The sequence below is a fragment of the Streptomyces sp. NPDC086147 genome, from assembly GCF_040702165.1.
Classification (GTDB): domain Bacteria; phylum Actinomycetota; class Actinomycetes; order Streptomycetales; family Streptomycetaceae; genus Streptomyces.
The window spans coordinates 59,524-71,411 of record NZ_JBFBJO010000008.1; the positions used below are offsets into that span (position 1 = coordinate 59,524).

14 protein-coding genes are annotated in these 11,888 nt (G+C 73.7%); 11 read left to right on the plus strand and 3 right to left on the minus strand.

The window, feature by feature from the left end; all coding sequences use genetic code 11:
• Both AB0398_RS19145 and AB0398_RS19150 read right to left on the minus strand, forming a co-directional pair.
• Positions 1-1,080 carry a hypothetical protein gene (locus AB0398_RS19145; RefSeq protein WP_366376534.1) on the minus strand — a complete coding sequence of 360 codons (1,080 nt, stop codon included), beginning with the start codon at positions 1,078-1,080 and terminating at the stop codon, positions 1-3.
• 145 nt (positions 1,081-1,225) lie between these two features.
• Entirely contained in the window at positions 1,226-2,839 is a 1,614-nt protein-coding gene (locus tag AB0398_RS19150) for an oxidoreductase (protein ID WP_366376536.1), read from the minus strand.
• 194 nt (positions 2,840-3,033) lie between these two features.
• On the opposite strand from AB0398_RS19150, the gene hisD reads away from it, so the two are divergent.
• The 10 genes from hisD to AB0398_RS19200 all read left to right on the plus strand — a co-directional run bounded on the left by hisD (position 3,034) and on the right by AB0398_RS19200 (position 10,727).
• The gene (gene hisD / locus AB0398_RS19155) at positions 3,034-4,383 is read left to right on the plus strand and encodes a histidinol dehydrogenase (RefSeq protein ID WP_366376538.1); all 1,350 of its coding nucleotides are present in this window, start codon (positions 3,034-3,036) and stop codon (positions 4,381-4,383) included.
• Positions 4,380-5,486, plus strand: coding sequence for a histidinol-phosphate transaminase (locus AB0398_RS19160; RefSeq protein WP_366376540.1), 1,107 nt, complete (start codon positions 4,380-4,382; stop codon positions 5,484-5,486). The genes hisD and AB0398_RS19160 overlap by 4 nt, the downstream gene beginning before the upstream one ends.
• Entirely contained in the window at positions 5,483-6,076 is a 594-nt protein-coding gene (hisB, locus tag AB0398_RS19165) for an imidazoleglycerol-phosphate dehydratase HisB (RefSeq protein ID WP_053646363.1), read from the plus strand. The genes AB0398_RS19160 and hisB overlap by 4 nt, the downstream gene beginning before the upstream one ends.
• 2 nt (positions 6,077-6,078) lie before the next feature.
• Complete coding sequence (locus AB0398_RS19170; RefSeq protein WP_366376542.1) at positions 6,079-6,243, plus strand: hypothetical protein; 165 nt, start codon at positions 6,079-6,081, stop codon at positions 6,241-6,243.
• Positions 6,240-6,905, plus strand: a complete 666-nt coding sequence (hisH, locus tag AB0398_RS19175; RefSeq protein ID WP_366376544.1) for an imidazole glycerol phosphate synthase subunit HisH — start codon at positions 6,240-6,242, stop codon at positions 6,903-6,905. Before AB0398_RS19170 ends, hisH begins: the two co-directional genes overlap by 4 nt.
• The gene (gene priA / locus AB0398_RS19180; protein WP_366376546.1) at positions 6,902-7,630 is read left to right on the plus strand and encodes a bifunctional 1-(5-phosphoribosyl)-5-((5-phosphoribosylamino)methylideneamino)imidazole-4-carboxamide isomerase/phosphoribosylanthranilate isomerase PriA; all 729 of its coding nucleotides are present in this window, start codon (positions 6,902-6,904) and stop codon (positions 7,628-7,630) included. Before hisH ends, priA begins: the two co-directional genes overlap by 4 nt.
• Positions 7,627-8,025 carry a RidA family protein gene (locus AB0398_RS19185; protein ID WP_366376547.1) on the plus strand — a complete coding sequence of 133 codons (399 nt, stop codon included), beginning with the start codon at positions 7,627-7,629 and terminating at the stop codon, positions 8,023-8,025. Before priA ends, AB0398_RS19185 begins: the two co-directional genes overlap by 4 nt.
• Positions 8,022-8,777 carry an imidazole glycerol phosphate synthase subunit HisF gene (gene hisF, locus AB0398_RS19190; RefSeq protein ID WP_366376549.1) on the plus strand — a complete coding sequence of 252 codons (756 nt, stop codon included), beginning with the start codon at positions 8,022-8,024 and terminating at the stop codon, positions 8,775-8,777. The genes AB0398_RS19185 and hisF overlap by 4 nt, the downstream gene beginning before the upstream one ends.
• A 118-nt stretch (positions 8,778-8,895) precedes the next feature.
• Positions 8,896-9,483: a helix-turn-helix domain-containing protein gene (locus AB0398_RS19195; RefSeq protein ID WP_366376551.1), complete on the plus strand. Its 588-nt coding sequence runs from the start codon at positions 8,896-8,898 to the stop codon at positions 9,481-9,483.
• Positions 9,480-10,727, plus strand: a complete 1,248-nt coding sequence (locus AB0398_RS19200; RefSeq protein ID WP_366376553.1) for an MFS transporter — start codon at positions 9,480-9,482, stop codon at positions 10,725-10,727. Before AB0398_RS19195 ends, AB0398_RS19200 begins: the two co-directional genes overlap by 4 nt.
• A gap of 80 nt (positions 10,728-10,807) precedes the next feature.
• Here the strand turns inward: AB0398_RS19200 and AB0398_RS19205 are convergent, their stop codons facing one another.
• Positions 10,808-11,443 (minus strand): TIGR03085 family metal-binding protein, encoded by a 636-nt coding sequence (locus AB0398_RS19205; RefSeq protein WP_366376554.1) that lies wholly within the window; start codon positions 11,441-11,443, stop codon positions 10,808-10,810.
• 84 nt (positions 11,444-11,527) lie between these two features.
• Here AB0398_RS19205 and hisI point away from each other — a divergent pair, with 84 nt between their 5' ends.
• A complete protein-coding gene (gene hisI / locus AB0398_RS19210) occupies positions 11,528-11,878 on the plus strand; it encodes a phosphoribosyl-AMP cyclohydrolase (RefSeq protein ID WP_366376556.1) in 351 nt (116 codons plus the stop codon).
• The last annotated feature ends 10 nt before the right edge of the window (positions 11,879-11,888 follow it).

Sequence of the window (11,888 nt, forward strand, 5' to 3'; positions counted from 1 at the left end):
CTAATGGCCGCCGGGCCCGCCCCGTCCGGCCCGTCCACGACCGGGCGTCCACAGGGGCGTCCGCCGGGCCAGTTCGAACCGCGTCCGGTCCCGCGCGGCCAGGAAGCGGAGGAGGGGGTCCTCCCCGGTCGCGCGAGGTCGGGAGCCCGGAGGGAGGTCCTCCGGTACGGCGTCCCACGCCGGCTCCCAGGGGAACGAGGTCGCGCGGGGGCCGATCCGGCCGAACTCCTCCAGCGCCTCCGCCCACCGGCCCCGCTCCATCAGCACGTGCGCGAGCAGGTTGCGGACCCCGGCCGGCCACGGGTCGCCCGCCGGGAAGACCGCCGACAGGGCCAGGGCCCGGTCCGCCGCCCGGTCGAGCCGGGCCGGCGGCTCGCAACCGTCCTGCCCGGGCGGCACCCGCAGCGCCTCGTGGGCGGCGCGGACCGGCAGCGCCCGCACCAGCGAGTCCGGGGCGGCGTCGTCGGCCGCCCGCTCGGCGAAGTCGAAGGCGGCGCGGTGCGAGCCCTGCCCCTGGGCGGACAGGTACTTCAGGGCCGCGACGTGGCAGCCGTAGTGGTGCGGGGAGCGGCGCACGGCCTGCTCCCAGAGCGTCTCGAAGACGGCGGGCCCGGCCTGCGCCCCGCGCGCGTGGTCCAGGGCGAGCCGCCACGGCACCGGGTCGTGCGGGGCCGTCTCGGCGACCCCCCGGACCAGCGGTTCGAGATCGCGCAGGAGTTCGGCCCGCGCCGGAGACTCCCACGCCCTGCGGACGGCGAGCTGCGTCGTGACGAGGAGGGCGTCCGAGTCCTCGGGTGCGGTGGAGAGCCAGTGGAGCAGCCAGTCGTCCCTGAGGTGGGCGAAGGCGGCGAGCCGGGCGACGTACCGGTCGCGGTCCTCCCACTCGGCGGCGTCCCGGGCGGTGGCGAGCAGCTTCGCCGCAGGCTCCGGGTCGCCGAGGGCGGCGGCGACCAGGGCGGGCGCGAGCCGCTCGTCGGGGGCGTCGAGCAGCACGTCGTCGTCCGGCACGAGCCCGGCGGCGAGCCGCGGCGCGTGCCGGGCCGAGCGGGCGGCGCCGACCAGGGCGCGGAACAAGGACATGGCGTGACGTATTGTCCCCCGGCGGCCCTCGCCGTCGCAGCCGTCCCGGCAGGTCGTGACAGCTCCCTCACCCCGCCGTGACAGCTTCCACACGCCTGCCGCGCCCGCCCCCGCTTCCCCTCGCGAAAATCCCTCCGCGACCCGCTCACCCCCTGCTCAGCAGGCGGGTCGCGCCCGCCGCCACCGTCGTCGCGAGGATCCAGCCCAGCAGGACCAGCACCGCCGCCACCCACTGCCACGCGCCTTCGAGGCGCCAGTAGCCGTCCTGCCCGAGGTTGATCACCGGCAGCAGCAGGTCGAGCGCGTACAGCGGGCCGTTCCACGCGGGCGCCTCATCCTCCTTCAGCGGCACCGGCCGGTAGTGGGAGAAGGCCACCGTGCCCGCCGCCCACAGCACCGCCATCCAGAGCGCCGCCCGGCCCGGCCGGTAGCCGTACGCCACCGTCCAGTCCTGGAGGTACCCCCAGAGCTTTCCGGCCAGCGGCAGCGTCTCCCGGCGGCGCCGCTGCTTGGCGAGCAGCACCTCGCGGGCGTCCGCGTCCTCCCCGCTGTTGCGCAGCACCGTCGCGAGGCGCTCGTACGGCTCGGGGGCGTACTCCGGGGTCGCCGCCGCCACCCACTCCAGGCGCTGGGACAGCGGGAAGCGCTCGTACGGCACGAGGTTCTCGTAGACGAAGCCGCCCATCGCCAGGCCGCCGGGTCCCGGCCAGCTGCTCCACAGGTCGATGAGCGTGACGATCTTGGCGCCGTTGAGCACCACCCGTCCCTCCTCCGGGCGCTCGCCGTTGAACCGCAGCTCCGGGGTGACGATCCGGCGCAGCGACACCTCCTCCCGGCGCGCGCCGTCGAGGAGGAACCGGGCGTGCTTCAGGTCCACCGCGTCCCCGAACCGCCCGTCGTCGAGCCGCACCCCGCCGTGGAACTCGACCGGCTTGCGCCGCGTGCCCCGGGCGGGCGTGAGCCCGTACGGCGGGGTGGCCGTCGAACCGACCACCGTCCCCGCGGTCCCCGCCCCCTCGTACACCCAGGCCGCGTTCAGATAGAGGGAGCGCTCCACCGTGAGCTGCGGTGCGTTGAGCGCGCGGCGGCCCTGCGCGCCGCGCAGCACGCTGCCCCGCAGGCTGAGCGAGACCCCGACCTGGGCCCCGCGCAGGCTCAGCTCGCCGTAGGTCTCGATCAGCTCGGCCTGGAGGTCCTGCGCCACCACCATCCCGTCCGCCGCGATCGCCCGGCCCCGCCGGTCCGGCCACACCTGGATCTGGTTGATCAGCAGGTCCGTGCCGATCTGGGCGTCCGTCAGACGGATGCCCCAGCGCACCCGGCAGCGCGGCAGGTGCAGGTCCCCCTCCGTGTGCAGCCGGGCCGCCTCCAGGCGCGGCAGCGCGCACTCGACCATCCGCAGGGTGCCGAACCGGGCCTCGGGCACCGCCACCTCGCCGTCGAACCGGCAGCCCTGCAGCTCCACGTACGGCCCTATCGTCCCGCCCGCCAGGTCCAGGACGCCCGTGATCCTCGCCCCGCGCAGCTTCAGCGCGGCCACCCGGCCGGACCGGGCCTCCGGCCCGGAGAGCAGCAGCAGCGCCATCACCTCCGCGCGGACGCTCCGCTCCTCCCCCCACTCCCACGCCCCGAACGGGTCGTCCCGCTCCGCGATCCCCTCCGTCAGGTCGCACGTCCTGCCCACCCGGAACGCCCGCCACAGCGCCCGCTCCGGAGCCGTGAGACCGTCCGGCACCCCGTCCTCGCGCGGCTCGGTCACTGCCGCCCCCTCGCTTTCCACGATCCGCACCCACGATTCCGCTCTCCGGAACCCATGGATTCGTACAGCCGTTCTTCCCGCTGTGTGACGGGCTGAACGCTAACGGTCAGGAGTGGCGACAAGACGCCAGTGTGGTGTGTATCAGCCAGTGATACGGGCGTCCGGCCCCGTGGGGCGTCTGAGAGAATTGACCCGTGATCTCTCGAATCGATCTGCGCGGCGAGGCCCTCCCCGAGGGTTCCGCCCTGCGCGACCTGCTGCCCCGTGCCGAGTTCGACGTGGAAGCCGCCCTGGAGAAGGTGCGGCCGATCTGCGAGGACGTACGGCATCATGGCGCGGCCGCGGTGATCGACTACGGAGAGAGGTTCGACGGCGTCCGCGTCCGGAGCCTGCGCGTCCCCGCCGAGGAACTCGCCCGCGCCCTCGACGAACTCGACCCGGCCGTCCGCGCCGCCCTGGAGGAGTCCGTCCGCCGCGCCCGGCTCGTCCACCGCGAGCAGCGCCGCACCACCCACACCACCCAGGTCGTCCCCGGCGGCACCGTCACCGAGAAGTGGATCCCCGTCGGCCGCGTCGGCCTGTACGTGCCCGGCGGCCGCTCCGTCTACCCGTCCTCCGTCGTGATGAACGTCGTCCCGGCCCAGGAGGCCGGCGTCGAGGGCGTGGCCGTCGCCTCGCCCCCGCAGAAGGACTTCGGCGGCCTCCCGCACCCGACGATCCTGGCCGCCTGCGCCCTGCTCGGCGTGGACGAGGTCTACGCGGCCGGCGGCGCCCAGGCCATCGCCATGTTCGCGTACGGAACCCTCGACGGCACCGGGACGGACGGCGAGTCCGGCTGCGCCCCCGTCGACCTGGTCACCGGCCCCGGCAACATCTACGTGGCCGCCGCCAAGCGCCTCCTCAAGGGCCGCATCGGCATCGACGCCGAGGCCGGACCCACCGAGATCGCGATCCTCGCGGACTCCACCGCCGACCCCGTGCACGTCGCCGCCGACCTCATCAGCCAGGCCGAGCACGACCCGATGGCCGCCTCCGTCCTCGTCACCGACTCCGAGGAGCTGGCCGGGGCCACCGAGGCCGAGCTGAAGACGCAGGTCGCCGCCTCCAAGCACGTCGACGACCGGATCGCGCCCGCCCTGGCCGGCCGCCAGTCCGCGATCGTCCTCGTCCGCGACCTCGCCGACGGCCTCAAGGTCGTCGACGCGTACGGCGCCGAGCACCTGGAGATCCAGACCGCCGACGCCGCCGCCGTCGCGGACCGCGTCCGCAACGCCGGCGCGATCTTCGTCGGCCCCTGGGCCCCCGTCTCGCTCGGCGACTACTGCGCCGGCTCCAACCACGTCCTGCCCACCGGCGGCTGCGCCTGCCACTCCTCGGGCCTCTCCGTGCAGTCCTTCCTGCGCGGGGTGCACATCGTGGACTACACCCGCGACGCCCTCGCGGACGTCGCCCACCACGTGGTGACCCTCGCGGAGGCCGAGGACCTGCCGGCCCATGGCGCCGCGATCAAGGCCCGCTTCGAGTGGAAGGTGCCGCAGCGGTGACCGGAATCGACGACCTGCCCGTCCGGGACGAGCTGCGCGGCAAGTCCCCCTACGGCGCGCCCCAGCTCGACGTCCCCGTCCAGCTCAACACCAACGAGAACCCCTACCCGCTGCCCGAGCCGCTCGTGGCCCGGATCGCGGAACGGGTCGCCGAGGCCGCCCGCGGCCTCAACCGCTACCCCGACCGGGACGCGGTCGAGCTGCGCACCGAGCTCGCCCGCTACCTCACCCGCACCGGCGGGCACCCGGTCGCCGCCGAGAACGTCTGGGCGGCCAACGGCTCCAACGAGGTCCTCCAGCAGCTCCTCCAGACCTTCGGCGGCCCCGGCCGCACCGCGATCGGCTTCGAGCCCTCGTACTCGATGCACGCCCTGATCGCCCGCGGCACCGGCACCGGCTGGATCTCCGGCCCCCGGAACGAGGACTTCACCATCGACGTGGAGGCCGCCCGGAAGGCGATCGCCGAGCACCGCCCGGACGTCGTCTTCGTCACCTCGCCCAACAACCCCACCGGCACCGCCGTCGAGGCCGACACCGTCCTCGCCCTGTACGAGGCGGCCCAGGCGGCCGGGCCGTCGATGGTCGTCGTGGACGAGGCGTACGTCGAGTTCAGCCACCGCGACTCGCTGCTGCCCCTCATTGAGGGCCGCCCGAACCTGGTGGTCTCGCGGACCATGTCCAAGGCCTTCGGCGCCGCCGGACTCCGCCTCGGCTACCTCGCCGCCCACCCCGCCGTGGTCGACGCCGTCCAGCTCGTCCGGCTGCCGTACCACCTCTCCGCCGTCACCCAGGCCACCGCGCTCGCCGCCCTGGAGCACACCGACACCCTCCTCGGGTACGTCGAGCAGCTCAAGGCCGAGCGCGACCGGCTCGTCGCCGAACTGCGGGCGATCGGCTACGAGGTCACCGAGTCCGACGCCAACTTCGTGCAGTTCGGGAAGTTCCCCGACACCCACGCCGCCTGGCGGGCGATCCTCGACCGGGGCGTCCTGGTCCGGGACAACGGCGTACCGGGATGGCTGCGCGTCACCGCCGGCACCCCCGAAGAGAACGACGCGTTCCTCGACGCGGTCCGTGAATTGATGAAGGAGCAGGAACGATGAGCCGCGTAGGCCGCGTTGAGCGCACCACCAAGGAGACCTCCGTCGTCGTCGAGATCGACCTCGACGGCACCGGAAAGGTCGACGTGTCGACCGGGGTCGGCTTCTACGACCACATGCTCGACCAGCTCGGCCGCCACGGGCTCTTCGACCTCACGGTCAAGACCGAGGGCGACCTGCACATCGACTCGCACCACACCATCGAGGACAGCGCCCTCGCGCTCGGTGCCGCCTTCAAGCAGGCCCTCGGCGACAAGGTCGGCATCTACCGCTTCGGCAACTGCACCGTCCCGCTGGACGAGTCGCTCGCCCAGGTCACCGTCGACCTCTCCGGCCGCCCGTACCTCGTGCACACCGAGCCCGAGAACATGGCGCCGATGATCGGCTCGTACGACACCACGATGACCCGGCACATCTTCGAGTCCTTCGTGGCCCAGGCCCAGATCGCGCTGCACATCCACGTCCCGTACGGGCGCAACGCCCACCACATCGTGGAGTGCCAGTTCAAGGCCCTCGCCCGCGCCCTGCGCTACGCCTCCGAGCGCGACCCCCGCGCCGCCGGCATCCTCCCCTCCACGAAGGGCGCGCTCTAGTCGTGAACGGCCTCTCCACCGTCCTGATCGTCGTCGGGCTGTTCCTGCTCGGCGGCATCTACTCCTTCTCCAAGCAGCAGATGCCCAAGGGCGTCATCGTGCTGCTCTCCCTCGGCGCCGCGATGTGCCTCGCCGCCGGCGTGCTCCGTCTGGACGTGTGGTCATGAGCGCGTCCGCGAGCCCCGCCAAGGGGAGCCCCAAGAAGGTCGTCGTCTTCGACTACGGCTTCGGCAACGTGCGCTCCGCCGAGCGCGCCCTCGCCCGGGTCGGCGCCGACGTCGAGATCACCCGCGACTACGAGCGCGCCATGAACGCCGACGGACTCCTCGTCCCCGGCGTCGGTGCCTTCTCCGCCTGCATGCGGGGGCTCAAGGAGGCCCGCGGCGACTGGATCGTCGGCCGCCGCCTCGCCGGCGGCCGGCCCGTCATGGGCATCTGCGTCGGCATGCAGATCCTCTTCGCCCAGGGCATCGAGCACGGCGTGGAGACCGAGGGCCTCGACGAGTGGCCCGGCACGGTCGAGCCGCTGAACGCCCCCGTCGTCCCCCACATGGGCTGGAACACCGTCGACGCCCCCGCCGACAGCGAGCTGTTCGCCGGGCTCGACGCCGACGCCCGCTACTACTTCGTGCACTCCTACGGCGTGCGCGAGTGGTCCATGGAGATCGGCAACCCGCACATCCGCGCCCCCAAGGTCAGCTGGACCACCCACGGCGAGCCCTTCGTCGCGGCCGTCGAGAACGGCGCCCTGTGGGCCACCCAGTTCCACCCCGAGAAGTCCGGCGACGCCGGAGCCCAGCTCCTCACCAACTGGATCGGAACCCTGTGAGCAGCACGCTTGAACTCCTCCCCGCCGTCGACGTCCGCGACGGCCAGGCCGTCCGCCTCGTCCACGGCGAGTCCGGCACCGAGACCTCCTACGGCTCCCCGCTCGAAGCGGCCCTCGCCTGGCAGAGCTCCGGCGCCGAGTGGCTGCACCTGGTCGACCTCGACGCGGCCTTCGGCACCGGCGACAACCGCGAGCTGATCGCCGAGGTGGCGAAGGCCATGGACATCAAGGTCGAGCTCTCCGGCGGCATCCGCGACGACGCCTCGCTCGCCGCCGCCCTCGCCACCGGCTGCACCCGCGTCAACCTCGGCACCGCCGCCCTGGAGACCCCCGAGTGGGTCGCCAAGGTCATCGCCGAGTACGGCGACAAGATCGCCGTCGGCCTCGACGTGCGCGGCACCACCCTGCGCGGCCGGGGATGGACCCGCGACGGCGGCGACCTGTACGAGACGCTGGCCCGCCTCGACTCCGAGGGCTGCGCCCGCTACGTCGTCACCGACATCGCCAAGGACGGCACCCTCCAGGGCCCCAACCTGGAGCTCCTGAAGAACGTCTGCGCGGCCACCGACAAGCCCGTCGTCGCCTCCGGCGGCGTCTCCTCCCTGGACGACCTGCGGGCCCTGTCCGGCCTGGTCCCGCTGGGCGTCGAGGGCGCGATCGTCGGCAAGGCGCTCTACGCCAAGGCCTTCACCCTCGAAGAGGCGCTCGCGGCGGTGGCGTCGTGACCTCCGGGGTCCGCAAGGTCGTCACCGGCGCCCCCTGGGAGGAGCAGTTCGGCTACTCCCGCGCGGTCGAGCTGTCGAACGGCACGGTCCTGGTCTCCGGCTGCACGTCGGTGGTCGGCGGCCAGATCGCCGGCGGCGGCCCGCACGAGCAGACGGTCAACTCCTTCAACGTCGCCTTCGAGGCGCTGAAGCAGCTGGGCCTGGGCCCGGAGCACGTCGTCCGCACCCGGATGTACCTCACCCACGCCCGGGACGTGGACGAGGTCGGCCGCGCCCACAAGGAGCTGTTCGACGCCGTCCGCCCGGCCGCCACGATGATCATCGTCTCCGGCTTCGTCGACCCCAGCCTGGTCGTCGAGGTCGAGGTCGAGGCCTACCGGGGTGAGGACGCGTGAGCCTCGCCGTACGCGTGATCCCCTGCCTGGACGTCGACAACGGCCGGGTCGTCAAGGGCGTCAACTTCCAGAACCTGCGGGACGCGGGCGACCCCGTCGAGATGGCGAAGCTGTACGACGCCGAGGGCGCCGACGAGCTGACCTTCCTCGACATCACCGCCTCCTCCGGCAACCGGGAGACCACCTACGACGTGGTGCGCCGCACCGCCGAGCAGGTCTTCATCCCGCTCACGGTCGGCGGCGGCGTGCGGTCGGCGGAGGACGTCGACAGGCTGCTGCGGGCCGGCGCCGACAAGGTCGGCGTGAACACCGCGGCCATCGCGCGCCCGGAGCTGATCCGGGAGATCGCGGAGCGCTTCGGCCGCCAGGTGCTCGTCCTGTCCGTGGACGCGCGCCGTACCGGGACGGGCTCCTTCGAGGTCACCACGCACGGCGGCCGCAAGGGCACCGGCATCGACGCCGTCGAGTGGGCGCACCGCGCCGCCGACCTCGGCGCGGGCGAGATCCTGCTCAACTCGATGGACGCGGACGGCACGAAGGACGGCTACGACACCGAGATGATCGCGGCCGTGCGCAAGCACGTGACCGTGCCGGTGATCGCCTCCGGCGGTGCGGGGAAGCTCTCCGACTTCCCGCCGGCCGTCGCGGCGGGCGCGGACGCGGTGCTCGCGGCCTCCGTCTTCCACTTCGGCGACCTGCGGATCGGCCAGGTCAAGGAGACGCTGCGGGAAGCGGGCCACGAGGTCCGCTGAGACCCGGTTCCGCTTTCCGGAAGGGCCCCCTCGGGGGCCCTTCTTCACACCCGGACGTGCAACATTTATTTCGCAATTTTAGTTGCGCAACTTTTCTTTCGTACCTAGGGTCGTGGACATGACCTCGCCAGAGAACCGCCGGATCACCGACCTCGGCACCCTCAAGGCCGTCTCGCACCCGCTGCGGATGCGCCTCTACCGCGCCCTCTTCACCGCCCGCACCGCCACCGCCTCCCAGCTCGCCGAGCAGGTCGACGAAGCCGTCTCCCTCGTCAGCTACCACCTGCGCAAGCTCGCCGACCACGGCCTCATCGAAGAGGCCGAGGCCCGGTCCACGGACGGCCGCGAACGCTGGTGGCAGCCCAGCTCCTACGGCTTCAGCATCCACGACGAGGACATGCGCGACGCCCCCGAACTCGTCGCGGCGAACGCCGCCTTCAGCCGTACGGTCGAGGAGCAGCGCGGCGCGATGCACGCCCGCTTCCTCGACGAGCGGTCCACCTGGTCGGCCGAGTGGCGCGCCGCCTCCACCGCCTCCGAGTGGCTGCCCCGCCTCACCGCCCCCGAACTCGCCGCGCTCACCGCCGAACTGGACGCCGTCGTCCAGAAGTACGACCGGCGGGCCCGCGCCGCCGAAGAGGCTGGCGACACCGAGGGGCGCGAGAACACCGCCGTCCACATCCACGCCTTCCCCTACCGCGCATGAGCGCCGCCGTCCTCGCCGCCGCCCCGTCGCGGCCCGCCCACCGCGACCCCCGGGTCCTGCGCTGGCTCGGCGCCTACACCGCCTCCACCCTCGGCGACGGCGTATACCACCTCGCCCTCTCCTGGGCCGCCGTCCGCGGCGGCACCCCGGCGGAGGCCGGACTCGTCCTGGCCGTCTCCGCCGTGCCCCGCGCCCTCCTCATGCTCGGCGGGGGAGTGATCGCCGACCGCTTCGGCCCCCGCCGGGTCGTCATCGCCTCCGACGCCGTCCGCTGCCTCGTCGTCCTGGCCCTGGCCGCGCTCGTCCTGGCCACCGCGCCCGCCCTCTGGACGCTCGCCGCCGTCGCCCTGGTCTTCGGCGTCCTCGACGCCCTCTTCATGCCCGCCGTCGGCGCCCTGCCGCCCCGGATAGCCGCCCGCGACCAGCTCGCCCGCGTCCAGGGCATGCGCGGCCTCGGCCAGCGCGCCGGAGCCGTCCTCGGCGCCCCGCTCGGCGGCCTCGCGGTCGCCCTCGGCGGACCGGGCGTCGCGTTCGCGGTCGCCGGACTGCTCTTCGCGCTCTCCCTGCCCCTGCTGCTCGGCCTGCGCCTGCGCCCGCTGCCCGCCGGGGCCGGGACGGAGGCGGCCCCGAGGAACACCGCCCTCGGCGACCTCGCCGACGGACTGCGCTACCTGCGCGGCCACCGGGTCCTCGGCCCCCTCATGATCGTCATCGCCCTCAGCGACCTCGGCTTCGTCGGCCCGCTCAACGTCGGCCTCGCGCTCCTCTCCGACCAGCGCGGCTGGGGCGCCTCCGGCATCGGCTGGATCCTCGCCGGCTTCGGCACGGGCGCGGCGGCCTCCTCGCTGCTGCTCGGCGTCAAGGGCCGGGTCCCGCGCGCCGGAGCCGTCCTCGGCTGGACGATGGCCCTCGGCGCCGTCTCGGTCGGCGCGCTCGCCCACGCCCCGCTGCTGCCCCTCGCCGTGCTCCTCGCGCTCTCCGTCGGCCTGCTCGCCGGACTCTCCGGCACCCTGGCCGGCGCCCTCCTCCAGACCGAGTGCGACCCCGCGTACCTCGGCCGCGTCTCCGCCGTCGCGAGCCTGTGCAGCCTGGGCCTCGCCCCGCTGAGCTTCCCGCTCACGGGCGCCGCGATCGGCCTGTGGGGCACCGGCCCGGTCTTCGTCGCCAGCGCCGCCGTCTGCGCCCTGGCGGGCGCGTACGGCCTCCTGGTCCCGGCCCTGCGCCACGCCGAACTGCCGAAGTGACGCGGGCGGCCGGGCCGCCGGAGCGGCACCGGACACCGGGCCGCTGAGCTTTCAGACCGGCACCGGCCCCCGGACAGGCCCTAGAACCCCAGCTGCTTCGTCTCCCGCAGCCGCTCGATCGCCTGCGGCTCCCCGTCGAGCGCCACCTTCGCCGCGTCCTGCCGCCCGTACAGGTACATCGTCAGCTCGCCCGGCTCCCCGGAGGCCGTCACCACCGGGGTGCCCTTGTGGGCGACCACCGTCTGCCCGTCCGGGCGGCGCAGCACCAGGCCCACCGGGACCTTGCGGCCCAGGAGCCGGGCCGAGCGCTCCAGGCGCGACCAGAGGGCGTCCGCGAAGACCGGGTCCAGCTCGCGGGCCGACCAGTGGGGCTGGGCCCGCCGCACGTCCTCCGCGTGCACGTAGAACTCGACGACGTTCGCCCCCTCGTCCACCTGCTTGATCGTGAACGGCGAGAACTTCGGCGGGCCCGTGCGGATCAGCCGGATCAGCTCGTCGTACGGCCGGTCGGCGAACTCCGCCTGCACCCGGTCCTGCCGGTCCTTGAGCGCAGGCACGAGCGAGCCGGCCGCCGCGTCCGGGCGCCGCTCCCGCACCACCACATGGGCCGCGAGGTCCCGCGTCCGCCAGCCCTCGCAGAGCGTCGGCGCGTCCGGACCGGCCGCTTCCAACAGGTCAGCCAGCAGAAGCCGTTCACGTTTGGCATGGGTCGACATGTCCGCCAGCGTACGGCGGACGCCGACGGTCCGCCCAGTGGACGCCCCGCCGGGCACCGTCCCCGGGCGCGGCACAATGGCGCCATGAGCAGCAATCTCGACCCGGCGATCTCCGCCCGGCTCAAGCGCAGCCCGGACGGGCTCGTCCCCGCCATCGCCCAGCAGTACGACACCGGCGAGGTGCTGATGCTCGGCTGGATGGACGACGAGGCCCTGCACCGCACCCTCACCACCGGACGCTGCACCTACTGGTCCCGCAGCCGGAACGAGTACTGGGTCAAGGGCGACACCTCCGGCCACGTCCAGCACGTCAAGTCCGTCGCCCTCGACTGCGACGCCGACACCCTCCTCGTCAAGGTCGACCAGGTCGGGGCCGCCTGCCACACCGGCGCCCGCACCTGCTTCGACGCCGACGTGCTCCCCGTATCCCAGTAAGGTCCGGTCC